This window comes from Pacificoceanicola onchidii, from assembly GCF_004804335.1.
In the GTDB taxonomy this organism is placed as follows: domain Bacteria; phylum Pseudomonadota; class Alphaproteobacteria; order Rhodobacterales; family Rhodobacteraceae; genus Pacificoceanicola; species Pacificoceanicola onchidii.
In genome coordinates this window covers 1,019,299-1,038,765 of record NZ_SRXY01000001.1, presented here as the reverse complement: position 1 = coordinate 1,038,765, position 19,467 = coordinate 1,019,299, and the positions used below count along the sequence as shown (strand labels likewise).

Here is a 19,467-nt window from a genome sequence, read left to right as displayed (position 1 = left end):
GTACAGAAGGGTTACGCCTTGCGTTTGCCGTAAGGCGTTTCCCCAAACCGTGCCTTGAAATGGCGGGACAATACCCCGGCGGAGGTGAACCCGGTGGCCACCGCCACGTCCGTAACGCTCATATCGGTTTCGGCAAACAAAGCCCGCGCCTTGTCGAGCTTGATGTTGCGATAGGTCGAAGCCGGGGCTTCGCCCAGCACGGAGGTGAACAGACGTTCCATATGGCGGCGCGACAGGCCGGCGTTTTCGGCCAGTGTATCGAGCGGCAGGGGCTCTTCGACGTTAGCGTACATGGCGCGCAGCACGTGCAGGAGCTTGGGATTGCGCGAGTCGATGGCGCGCGCGATCGAAGAGCGCTGTTCCCGGTCCGGAGCGGAATCGGCGGTGTTCAGGCACATGTCCGCCACGGCTATGGCAAAGTCTTCCCCGTGATCTTCGGCGATCATCCTCACCATCATTTCAGTCGCCGCGGAGCCACCGCTGCAGGTCACAAGATTTCCATCCACCTCGAACCGTGCGCGGGACGGGGAGAGATCAGGAAAGGCTTCGAGAAACCCCGGCTGGTTCTCCCAATGCAGGGTGAAGCGTTTTCCATTCAGCAGACCGGCCCGCGCCAATGTGCCCGCTCCCGAGCAGATACCGCCAACCCGTCCGCCAAAGCGTGCATGCTTGCGTACCGCTGCAACAAGGTTTTCCGGAGCCATCTGGATACCGTTGTTTCCCGAGCAGACCAGAAGATGAAGATCGCTTGAAATGCAGGACAGGTCGCCCTGGGCGCCTATCTCGATTCCAGAGGACGATTGAACCGGTCCACCGTCGGATGACAGAACACGCCATCCATAAAGCGGCTTTTGCGACAGTTGATTGGCGATGCGCAGCGGGTCAAGCGCCGATGAAAAGGCCAGAAGCGTGAAATCCGGCACCAGCAGAAACCCGAACCACCGGGTTTGGGGCACGCCGTCGAGTGGATATCGAAACGCTCCTGCCGGAATCAGCGCCTCGTTCGGTGCGTTTGGTGTGGTGGTTTTTGTCGTCATGTTTGGCCGAAGTCTGCGTCGGAGCGGTAAGCGCATAATGCAGCCAGAGCCAAACCGGGCGCAAGGGCAGGTCAGTCCGAGTTTCGGACTTCCCGCACCCAGGCGACAATCAGATCGCGGTCTTCGATGTCCATCTCTACCGCGTTGGGCGGCGGCATGGCGTGGCTGAGGCCCGCTTGCAGGTAAATCTGATCCGCATGGCGCGCCACATCCGCCTCGGTCTCCAGCACGATATCCTTGGGCGCCCAGCGGATGCCGTCCCAGGACGGCTCCCGCGCATGGCACATTGAGCAGCTGCCAACCACGGCATAATAGGCGTCTTCGAACCCTTCTGCGCTGGCGTATTTCTCTTCAAAGGGAGTCATGGCGCGGGCTTCGGCCTCTTCATAGGTCTCGCCGCCCCGCACAGACGACAGCCAGGCGATGATCACCATCAGGACTACGGTCACAAACCACGTCCAATGCGGTCCTTTCCCCGTCTTGTGCATGGTGTTGAAGTAATGCCGGATGGTCACGCCGGTCAGGAAGATCAGCGAGGCGATGATCCACGAGTATTCCGTCGCAAACGACAGCGGATAGTGGTTTGACAACATCAGGAAGACCACCGGCAGGGTCAGATAGTTGTTATGCGTCGAGCGCACCTTGGCGATCTTGCCGTATTTCGCATCCGGCGTGCGTCCGGCCTTCAGGTCCGCCACAACGATGCGCTGATTGGGCATGATTTGGAAAAAGACGTTGGCTGTCATGATCGTGGCCGTAAACGCCCCGAGATGCAGCAAGGCTGCGCGCCCGGTGAAAATCTCGTTATAGCCCCATGACATGAACACGAGCATGGCAAAGAGCAGCAGCATCAGCAGCGTCGGCTGCTCGCTGAGTTTGGATTTGCACAGCGCATCGTAGATCAGCCAGCCGACGGTCAGCGATCCGCCCGAAATCAGCACCCCTTGCCACAGAGACAGGTCCGCTTTGGTCGGATCCAGCAGGAAAAGCTCCCCACCCACCCAGTAGACAATCATCAAAAGCGCCGCGCCGGACAGCCACGTCGTGTAGCTCTGCCATTTGTGCCATGTCAGATGCTCCGGCATTTCCGCAGGGGCGACAAGGTACTTCACCGTGTGATAAAACCCGCCGCCGTGGACTTCCCACTCTTCGCCATAGGCCCCTTTGGGCAGGCTCTCCGCCGGTTTGAGCATCAAATCCAAGGCGATGAAGTAGAAGGATGCCCCGATCCATGCCATCGCAGTGATGACATGCAGCCAGCGGACGCTGAAGGCGATCCAGTCCCAGATGATGGCCAGGTCGTACATCGCTCTCTCCTGATTTTCTGTTGCTTTCGCCACACTAGGCTCTTCTTATTACCTCTGCTATCTCTGACAAAAACCAAGCAGCATCAAATAAAACCGAAGAATGTCCTACATCGACAACATCCGCACCTTTGTTCGTGTCTATGAATTGGGCAGCATGTCCGCGGCTGGGCGGGATTTGCGCATTTCGCCGGCGGTGACCTCCTCGCGCATTTCGCAGCTTGAAGAGCACTTGGGCGTACGGCTTTTCCAACGCACCACACGCAGCCTGACGCCGACTGAGCAGGGCAAAAGCTTTTATCGCGGTGCGACGGATATCCTTGAGGCCATCGAAGGCGCGGAGGCGCAGATTGCCAATATCACGGAGAACCTGCGCGGGGCTTTGTACGTTGCCGCGCCTTTGGGGGTTGGTCGGCGTTTGATCGCGCCGCAAGTTCCTAGTTTCCTTGAGCAATATCCGGAGGTGAGCGTCCGCCTGCGTCTGACGGATCGCAAGGTGGACTTGACCACCGAGGGACTCGACCTTTCGTTTTTCCTTGGCCAGCCCGAGGACAGCACCCTGCGTATTCGCAAGATTGCCGATGTGCCGCGCGTTCTCTGCGCCGCGCCGTCCTATATCGCAAAGCGCGGGATGCCGCAGAGCGGGGATGATCTGGTGAAGGACAGCCACGAATGCCTCAGCCTGCGCTTCCCGGGGGCGACGGAGTTTCAATGGCTCCTGACCACCGAGGACGGGCCAAAGCGGTTCCGCGTCTCGGGGCGCTATGAGTGCGACGACGGCGATGTGCTAACCGATTGGGCGCTGGCGGGGCAGGGGGTGGCGATGAAGCCGATTTTTGAGATTGCGGATCACCTTGCCTCGGGCGCTTTGGTGCCGGTTGCTGTGAGTACGCCACCCGAGCCGATCCAGATGGCCTGCCTCTTCACCCACCGCCGCATGCAGGACCCGAAAACGCGCCGCTTCATGGAGTTCATGATCGAGCGGATTGCAGGGCAGGTGCGGGGGTGAGGCCCTGTCCGCGCAGCGGCAAACTCTCCGGGGGAGAGTTCGCGGGCAGAACGGGCGGTACCCCGGACGGGTCGTGATGTGGTTTTTCGACCCCGAAGCGACTTTTTCTAAATTGCCGAGTTCTTCCACATCGAGCCTTCGGTATTCTGGATTGGCGTATATTGCCGCTGATGCAATGGCCTTGAGCGGCCGTTCATCTCACCCCAGGCGCGGAATCAAGGCCGCAGGCCGCCGCGCCATCGACGGGCCGTCCCCACGGCACGGCGATTGGTTTGTAGCTGGGCGTTACACCGGCCTAGCGCGCCAGTGGCTGGGATAAATTGAGGGGATCAACGGTTGCATCGCCGCACCACGGCCCGTCGATAGGCGCGGCTTGAGTTTTTTCCAAGAGGTCCCGGATCAGGCTCGGGACGGGTGTGGGCAATAACTGCACAAGGCCAAATCTCGACATCTGGCCTGCTCACATTCAAAGACCGCTTTGTCCGCAGTCCTGCAGTCCAATCACAGACCAGCGAACGGCGGGCTATACCTTAGACGTTTACGCAAATAGGGACACTCTGAAGAAGTGACTTTCTCGCTCAGAACACCTCAACTCCCCCGATACGTGCTCATCCCATAGGGCGAGAGCAGCAGCGGGACGTGATAGTGCGCGTCCGGGTCTGATGCGCCGAAGCGGATCGGGACTTGGTCGAGGAATAGAATGTCCCCTTCGGCCTGACCAGTGCTGCGCAAGTAGTCCCCGGTGAAAAAGATCAGCTCATAGTGACCAACCTTGAACTTTCCTTCCGGCAAGATCGGCGCGTCTGTGCGGCCATCGGCATTTGTCACCGTCTCTGCTATCTTTTTGTGCGAATTGCCCGAGACACGGTAGAGCGCGATACGGATGCCTTCCGCGGGGCATCCCCGTGCCGTATCAAGAACATGCGTAGTGAGATAGCCTGCCATTGAATGGTCTCCTGTCAAATCTGCGTCTGTTTTTTATGCGGCAGCGCATGGCAAGGGCAAAGGTCCCCTGCCAGAAGGCTCTTTCAAAAAGAATTTGAAAAACTGCCGGCATTTTCTGGTTTATGAAGCGTACAAGCAGAAGGAAAGTCAAGTGACACGTTATCCCCGCGACATGGCTGGATATGGCCCCCGGATCCCCAATGCCAACTGGCCGGGCGGCGCAAAGATCGCTGTACAGATCGTGCTGAACTATGAGGAAGGCGGTGAAAACAACGTCTTGCATGGGGATGCGGCTTCGGAGGCCTTCCTGTCGGAAATCACCGGCGCGGCGCCTTGGCCGGGGATGCGGCATTGGAACATGGAAACCCTCTATGAATACGGCAGCCGCGCCGGGTTCTGGCGGGTGCATGATCTTCTGAAGGATACGCCGATCACGGTCTACGGCGTTGCCACGGCTTTGGCGCGCGCGCCGGAACAGGTGAAGGCGATGAAGGATGCAGGCTGGGAGATCGCGTCGCACGGTCTGAAATGGATCGAACACAAGGACATGTCCGCCGAGGAAGAGCGCGCTCAAATCCGCGAAGCAATCCGTTTGCACACCGAAGTTGTCGGCGAGCCGCCGCGCGGCTGGTACACCGGGCGCTGTTCGATGAACACGATCGATCTTGCCGCCGAAGAGGGCGATTTTGCCTATATCGCAGACAGTTACTCCGACGATTTGCCCTATTGGACGACAGCCGGGGGCCGCGATCAGCTGATCGTTCCCTACACGATGGACTGCAACGACATGCGCTTCGCCATTCAGGCGGGCTACACCCAAGGTGCGGATTTCGAGGCGATGGTGCGCGATGCCTTTGACGTTCTCTATGCCGAAGGGCAGGCGGGTGCGCCCAAGATGATGTCGATCGGCCTGCATTGCCGTCTGATCGGACGCCCGAGCCGCATGGCGGCGTTGAAGCGCGTCATGGACTATATGCAGAGCCATGAGGGGGTCTGGTTCGCCACGCGCGAACAGATTGCCGATCACTGGGCCTCAGAGCATCCCGCGCCCGAAGGCGTGCCGCCGTCGCAGATGGACAAGGAGACCTTTGTTGCCGCGTTTGGCGGGGTGTTTGAGCATTCACCGTGGATCGCCGAAGGGGCGCATGGCTTGGAGCTTGGCACCTATACCGACAGCGCCGCCGGGGTGCACAACGCGCTGGCCCGTGTTTTCCGGTCAGCAAGCGAGGAGCAGCGCCTTGGCGTACTGAATGCGCACCCGGATCTTGCCGGGAAGCTGGCCGCTGCGGGGCGTCTGACCGCTGAGTCTACCGCCGAGCAGGCGGGTGCCGGACTGGATATGCTGACCGACGAAGAGCGAGAGACGTTCACCGAGCTGAACACGCACTACACGGAAAAACACGGCTTTCCCTTTATCATCGCGGTAAAGGACAACACCAAGGCGTCGATTCTTGAGGCCTTCCACCGCCGCATCGACAATGACAGGGCCACCGAGTTCAAAGAGGCCTGCAAACAGGTCGAACGCATCGCCGAATTGCGCCTGATTGAGAAGTTTGGCGCATGAAGATCACGGCGACCCCTTTGACGGCAGAGGCTTTCGCGCCCTTTGGCGAGGTGCTCGACACAAGTGGCGCGCCGGACAAGATCATCAACCAAGGTCTGTGCGGGCGATACCACGATTGCGCCACGCTGGACTTTGACGAAGGAGGCACGGCAGGCATCAGCCTCTTTCAGGCAGAGCTACGAGCCTTGCCTTATGAACTGACCCTGCTGGAGCGCCACCCGCTCGGCAGCCAGGCCTTTCTTCCGATGTCCATGGACGGCTTTCTTGTCATCGTCGCACCGGACGACGCAGGCAAGCCGGGCGTGCCGCAGGCCTTCCTGACGGCCTCCGGCCAAGGGATCAATTTCCACCGGAACACATGGCACGGCGTCCTGACGCCGCTGTCCGGCTCCGGCCTTTTTGCCGTGATCGACTGGATCGGCGACGGCATCAACCTCGAGGAATGGGAACTCGAGACACCGGTTCTTGTTGAAGGACCGGACACTGCAACCTGACAAGACGCCGGGCCAACCGGTGCGCATCATCAACAGAGGGAACACCCATGACTGATACGTCCATCGGAACGCCGGAACAGCTCCGCGATCCCAACTACACGCCGCCAATGATCAAGGCGGTGCCGCTTGGCATCCAGCACGTGCTGGCGATGTTTGTCTCCAACGTCACCCCGGCGATTATCGTTTGTGGCGCGGCGGGCTTTGGGTTCGGTTCGAACTCGCCCGACTTCCCGCAGATGATCTACATGATCCAGATGTCCATGTTCTTTGCGGGCATCGCGACCCTGTTCCAATCCATCGGCCTCGGCCCGGTAGGCGCACGTTTGCCGATTGTGCAGGGGACTTCCTTTGCCTTCATCCCGATCATGATCCCGCTGGTTGCGGGCAAAGGGGTGGACGCCATTGCGGTGCTCATGGGTGGCATTGTTGTCGGTGGCCTCTTCCACGCGGTTCTGGGCCTGTTTATCGGCAAGATCCGCTTTGCCCTTCCGCCGCTGGTGACGGGGCTCGTGGTGACGATGATCGGTCTTGCGCTGGTCAAGGTCGGTATTCAGTACGCTGCAGGCGGTGTTCCTGCCATCGGAAAGCCTGAATATGGCAGCGCCATCAACTGGTTGATGGCAAGCACTGTGATTGTCGTCACGCTGGGACTGAAGTTCTACGCGCGCGGCATGCTGTCGGTCTCTGCCGTGCTCGTTGGCCTGATCGCGGGTTATGCGTTGGCCTTTGCCTTGGGCGAAGTGAACCTTGGCAACGTTGGCCGTGCCGCGAGCTTTGCCCTTCCGAACCCGCTGCACTTCGGCATCGAATTCTCCGTCGCTGCGGTGATCGGTTTCTGTCTGATGTCCTTTGTCTCGGCGGTGGAAACCGTGGGCGATGTCTCCGGCATCACCAAGGGCGGCGCAGGCCGCGAAGCTACGGACAAGGAAATTCAGGGCGCGACTTATGCGGACGGGATCGGCACGGCGATCTCCGGTCTCTTCGGCGCGTTGCCGAACACGTCGTTTAGCCAAAACGTCGGCCTGATTGCCATGACCGGTGTTATGAGCCGCATGGTTGTGACCATCGGCGCGATTTTCCTGATCGTCTGCGGCCTGATCCCGAAAATCGGCGCTGTGATTTCTTCGATCCCGATCGAGGTTCTGGGCGGCGGCGTGATTGTCATGTTTGGCATGGTGGTCGCGGCGGGCATCTCGATGCTGTCTGATGTGAACTGGAACCGCCGCAACATGGTGATCTTTGCCATCGCCCTGAGCCTTGGCCTCGGGCTGCAACTGGAGCCGGGCGCGCTGCAGTATTTGCCGGGCACGATTAAGGTGCTCGCCACCTCCGGCATCCTGCCAGCAGCCGTAATCGCCATCGTCCTCAACCTTGTCCTGCCCGAAGAGCTTTCGGATGAGGCGACCGAAGAGGTCAGCGGCGGCATGGCCGGCCATGGGGGCGGCAGCCTTCCAGGGGAGTGATCCTCAGTCTCTGAAACAAAGAAGCAAAGGCCCCCCAAACGGGGGCCTTTTTCGCGCTGCGCTCTTGATCCGGACCAAGGCTTCAGGCACGCTTGAGCAAGGCCTTGCTCGGGCCTCCGCCCTCCTTTCGGGAAGCATCCCACATGCCGAGCGCCATGATTTTTGGTCTGACGTGCCGGGCAAACACATGCGGAGGGGTTGTGCGTATCGCCCGGCAGAGGAGCAATCCCATGCGTCTTTCCGCACCGCTTTACCGCCTCAAACGCGAGGCGCGCCTGTTGTCCCGCCGTGACGCCATTCCCATGCACGAAGCGCTGGATCGCCTGGCACGGCAGCAGGGCTTCCAACGTTGGAGCCATCTTGCGGCTGAGCAGGCGCGACAATCTCCTGCCGCGAAACTGCTTTCAGACCTTTCGCCCGGTGAGCTTGTGCTGATCGGAGCGCGTCCGGGGCAGGGCAAGACTTCGATGGGTCTGGAGCTGGCAGCGCGGGCGCAGACGCTCGATCGCCTGGGGTGTTTCTTTACGCTTGAATACACGCGGCGCGATGTTGACGTGCTCTTGAGCCGTATCGGCGCATCGCAAACGGAAAGAACCCTGTTGGTTGATACGTCGGATGCAATCTGCGCCAGACATATTCTTGAGCGCTTGGAGTCTCTCGGCAGGCAGGCGCTGGTTGTGGTCGACTACCTGCAACTCCTCGATCAGAAGCGCAGCAACCCACCGCTTGATGCGCAGCTCCGCGATCTCAAAACGTATGCACAGAGAACCGGTACGATCTTCGCCGTGATCTCGCAGATTGACCGCAGTTTTGAGCTGACGGACCGGAATATGCCGGGGCGCGATGACATCCGGTTGCCCAATCCGGTTAATCTGGGCGTGTTTGACCGGCTGTGTTTCCTGCACGAGGGGCAGATTCAGGCTGAACGGGCGGCGTGATTGCACGCCAAATGGGCGGCGAATTGATCCTTCGCCGCCATCTTGAAACACTGACAAAGACGGGGCAGGGTCCGCCTGAAGATCACAGTGAAGGGCCCTCTGAGATGTATAAAAAAGGTGAGGTTTCCTACCAGCCGCTCCCGCTTCCTGACCGGGTGCAAAAGCCTGACGTGGAAGCTTTGGAAGCCGTGCAGGGCTTTCGCGACTACATGCGCAAACGGCATTCCGTCCGGGACTATTCGGATCGGCCCGTGCCCAAGGAGATCATCACCACTTGTATCGAGGCCGCCGCAACCGCGCCTTCGGGGGCGAACCATCAGCCGTGGCACTTTGTTGCGATTTCCAATCCCGAGATGAAAGCCACCATCCGCGAAGCTGCCGAGGAAGAAGAGCGCGGCTTTTATGGCGGCGGTGGGGGTGATGAATGGCTGGCGGCTCTGGAGCCGATTGGCACAGGGGTCGAGAAACCGCACCTGACCAAAGCGCCGTGGCTCATTGTTGTCTTTGCCCAACGGTTCGGGCTGACCGAAGATGGTGAGCGATACAAGAATTACTACGTGCCGGAAAGCGTCGGGATTGCCACGGGGATGCTGATTACAGCGATCCATCAGGCCGGGCTCGTGTGTCTTGAACACACGCCCAACCCGATGAAGTTCCTGCCTGACATGTGCGGACGCCCTTCGCATGAGAAAGCCGTCATGATCCTGCCCGTTGGCTGGCCGGCGGAAGAGGCCACCGTGCCAGCCGTCGCCAAGCGGAAGAAACCGCTGGACGTGGTAATGTCAACGTTCGACTGAGGCTAGAAGTCGACCTCTATCGCAACCCCGCGCTGAACGGCGAGGTCAACAACGGCCGCTGCTGCAGCAAGATCCTGCAGACCCACGCCGGTGCCGTCAAAGAGGGTGATTTCATCGTTCGATGTGCGCCCCGAGTGGGTGCCGTTGATCACGGCGCCAAGCTGAAGGACGTCCTCTTCGCGGATCAGACCATCGGCCACGGCATGTTGCGCCTCGCCGATGCTGATGGACTGCGCGACCTCGTCGGTGAACACTGTTGCGCGGGTGAGCAGCGCGGCCTCGACCTCTTGCTTCCCTTTCGTGTCGGTGCCCATGCAGGCGATGTGCGTTCCGGGTGAGACGTGATCCGCCATCAACGAAGGTGCAAAGGCCGAGGTGATCGAGATGATCACATCCGCATCCCTCATGCCGGGCAGGTCCACCGCGTCGAACGGAACTCCAGCGTCCTTTGCGACTGCCTCAAGGTTCGGAAGCATCTCCGGGTGGTAGTTCCAGCCGATGACCTTCTCGAAACGCCGCTGTTCCAGCGCCGCACGCAATTGAAAGGTCGCCTGATGGCCCGCCCCGATCATGCCGATCACCTTGGCGTCGTTCCGCGCCAAATGTTTGATCGACACGGAAGACGCCGCCGCCGTGCGCAGCGCGGTCAACAGGTTGCCGCCGACCATAGCCGCAGGCTTTCCGGTGTCCGGATCAAACAGGAACACGGTGGACTGGTGGTTGATCAGCCCGCGTTTCTCAAGGTTGTTCGGCCAATAGCCTCCGGCCTTCAAACCCAAAGTCAGACCAGCCTGGTCGAAGCCGCCTTTGAACCCATAAAGCGCGTCTTCATGACCGATGGCTTCGCGCACCACCGGGAAGTTGTAGGCGTCTTTTGCGGCCATCGCTGCAAAGACTTTCTCCACGGCGTCAAAGGCCGCCTCGCGGGTCATCAGACCCGCGATTTCACTTTCAGGAATAAGGAGCATGGTTTGCCTCAGTACGCCTTGCCGCGCGCCGAGACGGGCCAGACCGTCTCAACCTTGCCGTTCCGCACGCCGACGTACCAATCATGTACGTTGGCCGTGGGATCGCAGTGGCCGGGGACAAGCCAGAGTTTGTCGTTGACCGAAAGCACGCCGCCCTTGTCCATGACCACGCCGTGCTCGTCGGAGCACTTGATGTACTCCACGTCGTCGCGGCCAAAGATCACCGGCAAACCGCTGTCCACCGATTGTGCCTTGAGGCCCGCGTCCACGATGGCCTTGTCCGCCTTGGCGTGAGACATAACGGAGGTCAGGATAAAAAACGCGTTCTCCCATTCGCCCCGGTCGATGCGGTTGCCGTCCTTGTCGAGAATCCGGCCATAGTCCGCATCCATGAAAGCGTAAGAGCCGCATTGTAGCTCGTTATAGACACCGGAGTTGCTCTCGAAATAATAAGACCCCGTACCGCCGCCGGAGACCAACTCGCATGCGATCCCCTCGGCCTTCAACCCGTCCACGGCGTCTTTGACCTGCGCAATGGCGATGTCCAGCTTGGCCTTGCGGTCTTCATAGCTGTCCATGTGCTGCATCGCGCCCTGGTAAGCTTGAATGCCGGTGAACTTGAGGCCGTCCGCTGCCTCGATTGCCTTGGCGATCTCGACAACCGCTTCGGTGGTTGTCACCCCGCAGCGCCCGGCGCCGCAGTCAATCTCGACAAAGCATTCTATCTGTGTGCCGTGCTTTTGCGCCCCTGCCGACAGGTCCGCCACATTGGCCACGTCGTCAACGCAAACGATGGTGCGTGCGCCAAACTTTGGCAGTCGGGCAAGGCGGTCGATCTTGGCCGGATCGCGCACCTGATTGGAGACCAGCACGTCTTTGATGCCGCCTCGGGCAAAAACCTCGGCCTCGGAAACCTTCTGGCAGCAAACGCCAACCGCGCCGCCCAGCTGTTCCTGCAACTTTGCCACATCCACGGATTTGTGCATCTTGCCATGCACCCGGTGGCGCATGCCGTGGGCCTTGGCGTAATCGCCCATCTTCTTGATGTTGCGCTCCAGCGCGTCGAGGTCGAGCACAAGCGCGGGTGTCTGAATGTCCGCAGCATCCATGCCGGGTTTCGCCGGGATGTCATAGCCGACTTCGTATTGGTCAAGGTCTGTCATATCTTTCATCTTACTCTTCCTGTTCAGTCGGGCCAGTCTCAGGATGTCATCCAGGGCAGCCGGTCCAGATCAACGTTGCCGCCGGTGACGATCAGGCCAACGCGTTTGCTTTTGAAGGCTTCGGGGTTTTTCAGAACGCAGGCCATCGGCACGGCGCTTGACGGTTCCATCACGATGCGCAGGTGCTTCCAGATCAGCTTCATGGCATCCACGATCTCCTGTTCGGAGGCCGTGTAGATCTCGCTCACGTGGTTGGACACGAAATGCCATGTGCGCTCTTTCAGCGGCACGAGCAGCCCGTCTGCCACGGTCGTTGGCGCGTCATCGGCGATGATGTATCCGGCCTTGAAGCTGCGATAGGCGTCATCCGCCTGTTCCGGCTCTGCCGCGATCACCTGCGTTTCCGGGGCGAGGGTCGCCAGTGTCAGGCAGGTGCCAGAGATCATGCCGCCGCCGCCGATGGGCGCGACAACCATGTCGAGGCCGCCGGTCTGCTCCATGAACTCCTTGGAACAGGTGCCCTGTCCGGCAATCACGCGCGGATCGTTGTAGGGGTGAACAAAATCACCCCCCGTGGCGTCCTGCACCTCGGCGAAGGTGGCCTCGCGCGAAGTGGTCGAAGGCTCGCACTCTGTGATCACCCCGCCATAACGGCGCACCGTGTCTTTCTTGGCCTGCGGAGCGGTGCGCGGCATGACCACGTTGCAAGGAATGCCCCGCCGCATCGCCGCATAGCTCAGGCAGGAGGCATGGTTGCCGCTGGAGTGGGTGGCGACGCCGCGCTTTGCCTCGGCTTCGGACAGGCCGAACACCGCGTTGCACGCGCCGCGCACTTTGAATGCGCCGGGCTCCTGAAAGTTCTCGCATTTGAAGAACAGATCCGCGCCGGTGAGCTCGTTCAGATAAGCTGAGGTGCGCACTTCGGTCCGGCGAATGTACGGTTTGATCCGTTCATGGGCGGCGAGCATGTCCTCATAGGTCGGGATATCCATGGTCATGTCCTTCATGCGGCAGCCCTTTGCGACGTTGCGCGGGTTGCACGGTAGTGTTCCTGGGCAGCGGCGACGCCGGATCCGAGTTTGATCGGGAGGCCGAGATCGGCCATGACCATCTCTGCCGTGGCAAGCCCGGAGAGGGCCATCACGTCCGTCAGGCTGCCCAAATGGCCGATGCGGAAGACCTTCCCCGCCACTTCGCCAAGTCCGGTGCCAAAGGCCACGCCGTAAGTCTGCGCGGCGTGCTCGACAATCTGCGTGGCGTTGAAACCCTCCGGCGTACGAATGGCGCTCACCGTATCAGAGTAGACATCCGGAGAGGTGGCGCAAAGCTCCAGCCCCCAGACGCCCACCGCCGCGCGTACCCCATCGGCGATCCGGGTGTGGCGGGCAAAGACGTTGTCCAGCCCTTCGGCCAGCAGCAACTGGCACGCGTCGTTCAATCCGTTCAGGAGGCCAACGGCGGGCGTGTAGGGGTAGGCATTCGCCGCATAACCCTTGGCCATGTCGCTGATGTCGAAATAGGTGCGCGGGAGCTGTGCGGTTTTGCTGGCGGCAATGGCTTTCTCCGAGAACGCCGTGATGGCAAGGCCCGGCGGCAACATGAAACCCTTTTGCGACCCGGCCACACCCACGTCGATCCCCCAGTCATCGAACCGGAAGTCCATCGAGGCGATCGAACTCACCCCGTCCACAAACAGCAGCGCCGGATGTTTTGCATTGTCGAGCGCGCGGCGCAGCGCCGCGATATCGGATTTCACGCCAGTTGCGGTCTCATTGTGTGTGGCCAGAACGGCCTTGATCTCATGGCTCTTGTCCGCTGCGAGGATTTCCTCGTAGCGATCCGCTGGCAAGCCGTCGCCCCAAGGGGTTTCGATCACCGTAACCTCAAGCCCATGGCGCTGGCACATGTCGATCCAGCGGTGAGAGAACATGCCGTTACGCGCAGCGAGAATGCGATCCCCGGCAGACAGCGTGTTGGTCAGAGCCGTCTCCCAACCGCCCGTACCGGTGCCGGGGAAGATGAAGACCTCGGCCGAGGCGCTTTGCAGAACACGCCGGACGCCGTCCCGCGCCGGATGCAGGATTTGACCGAACAGCGGTGACCGATGATCGATCGTCGGCATGTCGCAGGCTTTGCGCAGCTGTTCGGGGATGTTCGTCGGGCCGGGAATAAACACCGGGTTCTGAAAGCTCATGACTCGTCTCCTTCCGTAGTGACAACCACCTTAAAAGGACCGGGTTTCCGAGGAAATTTTTTTGAAAAAGTATTTCATAATGCTAAATGGGAGGATTACCGCATGAAAAGCAGTGCGTTAGAATTTTTCATAATGTGAATGTCGTTTTCAGAAAGGTAAGAGAAGCCCGATGACCCAAGCCGAATCCCCCCAGCGCAAGCGCGGCAGACCCCGTGGATGGGACGACAAGACGGAACAGAACACGATCAAATCGCTGGACCGGGCGATGGCGGTGTTTGAACACCTGAGCGCAGCCTCCGGCATGACCCTGACGCGGCTTGCCGATGAGACCGGGCAATCCCCAGCCACGGTCTACCGTATTCTTGTGACCCTTCAGGGGCGGGGCCTGGTAGAATTCGATCCCGAAGAACAGGTCTGGCACGTCGGAGCCCGGGCGTTTGCGATCGGCGCGGGATTTCTGCGGCGCACAAGCCTAGTGGAGCGCGCCCGCCCGATCATGAGGCGGCTGATGGAGCAGACCGGGGAGACGGCGAACCTCGGGATCGAAAAGGATGGCGCGGTCCTGTTCCTGGGGCAGGTTGAAACGCGATCTGCCATTCGCGCGTTCTTCCCGCCCGGAACGCTTTCTGCCATGCATGCGTCCGGGATTGGCAAAGCGCTTCTTGCATTCATGGACGCTCGGCGATTGGACTGGGTGCTGAGGGCGCCTTTGGAGCAGTTCACGGAGTGCACACTTACAGAGCCAGATGCCCTGCGTGATGATCTGGCGCAGGCCCGCGCGCGCGGTTACGCGGTGGATGACGAAGAAAAGAATACTGGCATGCGCTGCATCGCGGCCCCGGTGTTTGACATGAACCGCGAAGTTGTCGCCGGGATTTCCGTGTCCGGCCCTGTAAGCCGCATTGGTCCCGATCAAATCGCGCAGCTTAGCCTGCCGGTGATGCAGGCTGCGGCAGAGTTGAGCGAAGCGATTGGAGGTGATCCTACCGCAGGCGAAGGGATGCGTGGCGATTGACGTCCTTGTAGAGCAGGTAGCGGAACTTGCCGGGGCCACCCGCGTAGCAGGCCTGCGGACAGAAAGCGCGCAGCCACATGAAGTCCCCGGCTTCAACCTCAACCCAATCGGCGTTCAGCCGGTACGCCCCCTTGCCCTCAAGCACGTACAGCCCGTGTTCCATGACATGGGTTTCCAGGAAAGGAATGACCGCGCCGGGTTCCAGTGTCACGATGGTCACGTGCATGTCGTGACGCAGATCATTGGGGTCCACGAAGCGGGTCGTCGCCCATTTGCCATCCGTATCCGGCATCGGCGTTGGCGCGACGTCCTGCTCATTGAGGAACAATGGCTCCGGCGTGTCGAGCCCGTCTACCGCCTCATAAGCCTTGCGGATCCAGTGAAAGCGTACAGCGGCATTGGAGGTGTTGCGCAAGCTCCAGTCGCTTGAGGGCGGCAGGTAGGCATAGCCCCCTTCTGTCAGAGTGTGGCTCTCGCCGTCCACCGTGACATCGGCTGCGCCTTCAACAACAAAGAGGACACCCTCGGCCTCCGGGTCCGTCTCGCCACGATCAGAGCCGCCGCCGGGCATCACTTCCATGATGTATTGCGAGAAAGTTTCGGCAAAGCCGGTCATGGGCCGCGCGATGACCCACAGGCGTGTATCTTCCCAAAACGGCAGAAAACTGGTGGTTATGTCACGCATAGTGCCGCGCGGAATCACGGCATACGCCTCTGTGAAGATGGCGCGATCGGTCAGGAGCTGGTCCTGACCGGGAAGGCCGCCTTGCGGGGCATAGTATTTCGAACGCATGGATATGTCCTGACGAGCAACAGTGCTTTGCAGAGTAGGCGGGGCTGGCCGGCAAGGGCCAGAAGAAAAGCACCGACAGCACCCTTCGGAAAGATTTGATAATCGGAAGGGTGGTGCGGGGTGAGGTCCCGGATCAAGTCCGGGACAGGGGTCCTGACCCTAGCGCCCCCGGAAAATCCGCGCTGCCCCAATCATCTCTTCGAGCGATGCAATCCGGTCTGCACTTTCCGAGCGGGCCTGGATCCCGGCGATGAGCGCTTCGATCAGGAAGTTGATGGCGAGGGTCGAATCCCAAGAGGAGGGCGCTTCGACCATGCTGCGGAAGGTGTGCGTGGCGTGTTTTTCGATGGGAGAGCCCCATTGATCGGTGAACAGCACGATATTTCCCTGCTGCTGAACGACGAACTCGGACAGCCGCTCCAGTTGTTTTTCGTAGCGGCGGATGTCGAAAATCACGAGGGTGGTCTGCTCGTTCATGTCGAGCAGCGATTGCGGCCAGACACTGGGCGAGGCGTCGAGCAGCGATACGCCCGGCCGGATAATCTGCAGGTGATTGAAGAAGTAGTTGGCATTGGACCGTGTGATCCTACCGCCGATCAAGTGGATGTTCCGCGATGGATCGGCCATCAGGTCCGTGACGGCCTCGAACTCATCCGCGTCCAGTCGATCAATGGTGGCATTGATGTTTCGGGACATGGCAACCGCGAACTGGCTGATGATGTGGTCGTTTCGGCCATTGATCCGGGAGGTGTCGAGCTTTTCCAAAGGCTCCTTGACCCGCGCGGCGACCTCCTCGCGCATGGCGTCCTGAAACGAGGAAAACCCGTCGAACCCCAGCTTGCGTGCAAGCCGGACAACCGAAGCCGTTGATACTTCCGCGCTTTCCGCGAGTCGGGTGATGGATTGCAACCCGCTCATCAAGCCGTCGTCCAGAAGCGTAGCGGACAGCCGCCTTTCAGCGGCGGTCAAAGTGGCCTGCTGTTCGCGCAGCATGTCGCGGATGAGCGGCGGGGTTCCGGGATCTGCCTCCGTCTTGGTCATTGGCCTTGTGAATCCTCCGAATGAAAAAGAAACAATGTTGACATTTGATCTCTCTCTGTAGTGATCTTTACACAATCAACTCTGGGGGACAAGAAATGGATGCGCTGGGATGGCCATCGGTGGCGGTCATGGGAAAGATCGGGGCGACTCCGTTGGCCTTGGTCTGTGAACATGCCTCTGCCTTTATCCCCCCGGCGCTGGCCGGGCTAGGGCTTTCCGAGGAGGCTAAAACGTCGCATGCGGCGTGGGATATCGGTGCGCTCGATCTCGCAAAGCGATTGAGTGTGCGCCTGTCTGCGCCGCTTGTGGCCGGGCAGATTTCCCGGCTGGTCTACGATTGCAACCGTCCTTTGGAAGCACCGGGCAGCATCCCGAATGTCAGCGAGGTTCATGCGGTTCCCGGCAATCAGGCTCTGACAGCGGCGGACCGGCAAGCTCGGTTCGATGCGGTCCATGAGCCGTTTCACGCCGCCGTGGCGGACGTGCTTGATCGTCAGTTGGCCGCGTTTCCAGGCGCAGTCGCGCTGATTACGGTCCATACGTTTACGCCCGTTTTTCATGGACAACGGCGGGAGGTGGAGATCGGCTTTCTCCATCATGCGGATGCTCGCCTGGCCAAGGCAGCCGTCGCGCATGAAGCGCAAGAAGGACAGATGAAAGCTGCTTTGAACGCCCCGTATTCTGCAAGCGACGGCGTGACATACACTTTGCAAAAACACGCGGATTCGCGCGGCCTGCGGTCCGTGATGATCGAAGTCCGCAACGATCTTGTCGACACACCGGCCAAGGCGGAAACCGTTGCGGATCACCTGGCGCAAACGCTCATGGCCGCGCTTTCGGATGTGCCGGAGGTGGTACAATGATCCTGCTTCATCGCTACATCGCCATAGTGGACCGGATCAATCGCGCCATCGGGCGCTTTGCCATGTACGGCATCTTTGCGCTGATGGCTGTTCTGCTCTGGTCTTCGATTTCGAAAACCTTCTTCACCCCATCGCTCTGGACTCTGGAAATGGCGCAGTTCCTGATGGTGGGGTACTACATCCTTGGCGGGCCATACGCGATCCAGATGGGATCAAACGTGCGTATGGACCTGTTCTACGGCCAGTGGTCCACACGGCGCAAAGCGGCGGTGGACATCGTCACGGTCTTCTTCCTGCTGTTCTACCTCGGCGTTCTGCTCTGGGGCGGGATCGACAGTACGGCCTATAGCTTCAAATACGGCGGCGAACGCAGCCCGACGGCGTGGCGACCCTACATCTGGCCCATCAAGGTCACCATGTGTTTTGGCATTTCGCTGATGTTGCTTCAGGCGGTGTCGGAGCTTTTCAAAGACATTCTGCGACTGCGCGGAGAAGAGGTTCCCACCCATGTCGTATGAATTCATCGCGATCTTCATGTTCGCCACGATGATGGCGATGCTGCTCACCGGACAGCGGGTCTTTGGCGCGATTGGCTTTGTGGCCGTCATCGCAGCGCTTGCGCTTTGGGGGGATCGGGGCGGTTATGATCTCGCGTTCTCCTCGGCCATCAAGCTGATGAAATGGTACCCGCTGCTGACCCTGCCGATGTTCATTTTCATGGGCTACGTCTTGTCGGAATCCAAAATCGCGGATGATCTTTACAAGATGTTCCACGTCTGGATGGGCGGCGTGCAGGGCGGGCTGGCCATCGGAACCATTGGCCTGATGGTGCTGATCTCCGCCATGAACGGGCTCTCCGTTGCGGGCATGGCGATTGGTGCGACCATCGCCTTGCCCGAGCTGCTCAAACGCAACTACGACAAACGCATGGTGACAGGGGTCATTCAGGCCGGATCATCGCTTGGCATCCTCGTGCCGCCCTCCGTTGTTCTGGTCCTTTATGCGATGATCGCGCGTCAGCCGGTGGGGCAGCTTTGGCTTGCCGGTGTTGTGCCTGGGCTGATGATGGCGACGCTGTTCATCATCTATATCGTCATCCGCTGCCGCCTGAATCCGGACCTTGGCCCGGCGCTCAGCCCTGAAGAGCGGGACATGCCCATGGCCGAAAAGCTCGCGCTCCTGCGCGCGGGTCTGCTCCCGGTTGGCATCTTTGCGGTGATGATGGTGCCCTTTGTGAACGGCTGGACAAGCCTTGTAGAAAGCTCCGCCATCGGCGCGATTGCGGCTTTCCTGGCCGCCGTTGCCAAAGGCCGGATGAACCGGCAGGTGTTTGAAACCACAGTGCGCAATACCCTTGGCATCACCTGTATGTTCATGTGGATCATCCTCGCCGCCCTTGCCTTTGGCGCGGTGTTTGACGGGCTGGGCGCGGTGAAGGCGATTGAATCCCTCTTCACCGAGAAACTCGGCCTTGATCCGTGGATGATCCTGATCCTGATGCAGCTCAGCTTTATCCTGATGGGCACGTTCCTTGATGACACCGCCATGCTGGTCATCGTCGCGCCGCTTTATGTGCCGCTGGTCAAGGCGCTGGGCTTTGATCTGATCTGGTACGGTGTGCTTTACACAATCACCTGCCAGATCGCCTACATGACGCCGCCCTTCGGCTATAACCTCTTTTTGATGAAAGCCATGGCCCCGGCAGAGATCACCCTGCGGGACATCTACGGCTCGATCCTGCCCTTTGTGCTGGTGATGGTGGGCGCGCTGGCGCTGGTGATGGCCTTCCCGCAGATCGCGCTTTGGCTGCCGAAAACTGTTTACGGATACTGACAACCATAAGACCCGCAGAACCGGGCCAACCCATTGAATCGACAAG

Annotated in this window: 19 protein-coding genes; 10 read left to right on the top strand and 9 right to left on the bottom strand. The window is 60.2% G+C overall.

The annotated features are described in order from the left end of the window. Window positions 1–11 precede the first annotated feature (11 nt). Complete coding sequence (locus E4662_RS05090; RefSeq protein WP_136440155.1) at window positions 12–1,037, bottom strand: GlxA family transcriptional regulator; 1,026 nt, start codon at window positions 1,035–1,037, stop codon at window positions 12–14. Between the two features lie 71 nt (window positions 1,038–1,108). After that, window positions 1,109–2,344: a urate hydroxylase PuuD gene (locus E4662_RS05085; protein WP_136440154.1), complete on the bottom strand. Its 1,236-nt coding sequence runs from the start codon at window positions 2,342–2,344 to the stop codon at window positions 1,109–1,111. 100 nt (window positions 2,345–2,444) lie between these two features. Here E4662_RS05085 and E4662_RS05080 point away from each other — a divergent pair, with 100 nt between their 5' ends. Continuing rightward, window positions 2,445–3,350 (top strand): LysR family transcriptional regulator, encoded by a 906-nt coding sequence (locus E4662_RS05080; protein WP_136440153.1) that lies wholly within the window; start codon window positions 2,445–2,447, stop codon window positions 3,348–3,350. Between the two features lie 588 nt (window positions 3,351–3,938). Here E4662_RS05080 and uraH read toward each other — a convergent pair. After that, window positions 3,939–4,295, bottom strand: coding sequence for a hydroxyisourate hydrolase (gene uraH, locus E4662_RS05075; protein WP_136440152.1), 357 nt, complete (start codon window positions 4,293–4,295; stop codon window positions 3,939–3,941). 151 nt (window positions 4,296–4,446) lie between these two features. Here uraH and puuE point away from each other — a divergent pair, with 151 nt between their 5' ends. From puuE to E4662_RS05050, 5 genes are all read left to right on the top strand, one after another. Next, window positions 4,447–5,859: an allantoinase PuuE gene (gene puuE, locus E4662_RS05070; RefSeq protein WP_168797891.1), complete on the top strand. Its 1,413-nt coding sequence runs from the start codon at window positions 4,447–4,449 to the stop codon at window positions 5,857–5,859. Continuing rightward, window positions 5,856–6,353: an ureidoglycolate lyase gene (locus E4662_RS05065; RefSeq protein WP_136440151.1), complete on the top strand. Its 498-nt coding sequence runs from the start codon at window positions 5,856–5,858 to the stop codon at window positions 6,351–6,353. Before puuE ends, E4662_RS05065 begins: the two co-directional genes overlap by 4 nt. A 47-nt stretch (window positions 6,354–6,400) precedes the next feature. Further along, on the top strand, window positions 6,401–7,816 hold the full coding sequence (locus E4662_RS05060; RefSeq protein WP_136440150.1) for a uracil-xanthine permease family protein: 1,416 nt from the start codon (window positions 6,401–6,403) through the stop codon (window positions 7,814–7,816). Between the two features lie 230 nt (window positions 7,817–8,046). Further along, window positions 8,047–8,754: a DNA helicase gene (locus E4662_RS05055; protein WP_136440149.1), complete on the top strand. Its 708-nt coding sequence runs from the start codon at window positions 8,047–8,049 to the stop codon at window positions 8,752–8,754. Window positions 8,755–8,858: 104 nt separating this feature from the next. Beyond that, window positions 8,859–9,551 carry a nitroreductase family protein gene (locus tag E4662_RS05050; protein WP_136440148.1) on the top strand — a complete coding sequence of 231 codons (693 nt, stop codon included), beginning with the start codon at window positions 8,859–8,861 and terminating at the stop codon, window positions 9,549–9,551. A 2-nt stretch (window positions 9,552–9,553) separates the two neighbouring features. On the opposite strand, the gene bhcD is transcribed toward E4662_RS05050, so the two are convergent. Genes bhcD through bhcA form a run of 4 tightly spaced genes read right to left on the bottom strand, consistent with a single transcriptional unit; the run spans window position 9,554 to window position 13,876 of the window. After that, window positions 9,554–10,519: an iminosuccinate reductase BhcD gene (gene bhcD / locus E4662_RS05045; RefSeq protein ID WP_136440147.1), complete on the bottom strand. Its 966-nt coding sequence runs from the start codon at window positions 10,517–10,519 to the stop codon at window positions 9,554–9,556. A gap of 8 nt (window positions 10,520–10,527) precedes the next feature. Further along, window positions 10,528–11,691 carry a 3-hydroxy-D-aspartate aldolase BhcC gene (gene bhcC, locus E4662_RS05040; protein WP_136440146.1) on the bottom strand — a complete coding sequence of 388 codons (1,164 nt, stop codon included), beginning with the start codon at window positions 11,689–11,691 and terminating at the stop codon, window positions 10,528–10,530. Between the two features lie 29 nt (window positions 11,692–11,720). Continuing rightward, window positions 11,721–12,689 (bottom strand): beta-hydroxyaspartate dehydratase BhcB, encoded by a 969-nt coding sequence (gene bhcB, locus E4662_RS05035; RefSeq protein ID WP_136440145.1) that lies wholly within the window; start codon window positions 12,687–12,689, stop codon window positions 11,721–11,723. Next, on the bottom strand, window positions 12,686–13,876 hold the full coding sequence (gene bhcA, locus E4662_RS05030; RefSeq protein WP_136440144.1) for an L-aspartate--glyoxylate aminotransferase BhcA: 1,191 nt from the start codon (window positions 13,874–13,876) through the stop codon (window positions 12,686–12,688). Before bhcA ends, bhcB begins: the two co-directional genes overlap by 4 nt. A 169-nt stretch (window positions 13,877–14,045) precedes the next feature. Here bhcA and bhcR point away from each other — a divergent pair, with 169 nt between their 5' ends. Next, window positions 14,046–14,891 carry an HTH-type transcriptional regulator BhcR gene (gene bhcR, locus E4662_RS05025; protein WP_136440143.1) on the top strand — a complete coding sequence of 282 codons (846 nt, stop codon included), beginning with the start codon at window positions 14,046–14,048 and terminating at the stop codon, window positions 14,889–14,891. Here the strand turns inward: bhcR and E4662_RS05020 are convergent. Together E4662_RS05020 and E4662_RS05015 are read right to left on the bottom strand one after the other, a co-directional pair. Continuing rightward, entirely contained in the window at window positions 14,860–15,684 is an 825-nt protein-coding gene (locus E4662_RS05020) for a bifunctional allantoicase/(S)-ureidoglycine aminohydrolase (protein ID WP_136440142.1), read from the bottom strand. The genes bhcR and E4662_RS05020 overlap by 32 nt on opposite strands. Before the next feature lie 159 nt (window positions 15,685–15,843). Then, the gene (locus E4662_RS05015) at window positions 15,844–16,725 is read right to left on the bottom strand and encodes a MurR/RpiR family transcriptional regulator (RefSeq protein ID WP_136440141.1); all 882 of its coding nucleotides are present in this window, start codon (window positions 16,723–16,725) and stop codon (window positions 15,844–15,846) included. Between the two features lie 95 nt (window positions 16,726–16,820). Between E4662_RS05015 and E4662_RS05010 the strand changes: the two genes are divergently transcribed. From E4662_RS05010 to E4662_RS05000, 3 genes are read left to right on the top strand one after another with little or no spacing between them, the layout of a single operon-like run. Further along, window positions 16,821–17,588: an N-formylglutamate amidohydrolase gene (locus E4662_RS05010; protein ID WP_136440140.1), complete on the top strand. Its 768-nt coding sequence runs from the start codon at window positions 16,821–16,823 to the stop codon at window positions 17,586–17,588. Then, window positions 17,585–18,106 carry a TRAP transporter small permease subunit gene (locus E4662_RS05005; protein ID WP_136440139.1) on the top strand — a complete coding sequence of 174 codons (522 nt, stop codon included), beginning with the start codon at window positions 17,585–17,587 and terminating at the stop codon, window positions 18,104–18,106. Before E4662_RS05010 ends, E4662_RS05005 begins: the two co-directional genes overlap by 4 nt. Then, window positions 18,096–19,421 (top strand): TRAP transporter large permease, encoded by a 1,326-nt coding sequence (locus tag E4662_RS05000; RefSeq protein WP_136440138.1) that lies wholly within the window; start codon window positions 18,096–18,098, stop codon window positions 19,419–19,421. Before E4662_RS05005 ends, E4662_RS05000 begins: the two co-directional genes overlap by 11 nt. The last annotated feature ends 46 nt before the right edge of the window (window positions 19,422–19,467 follow it).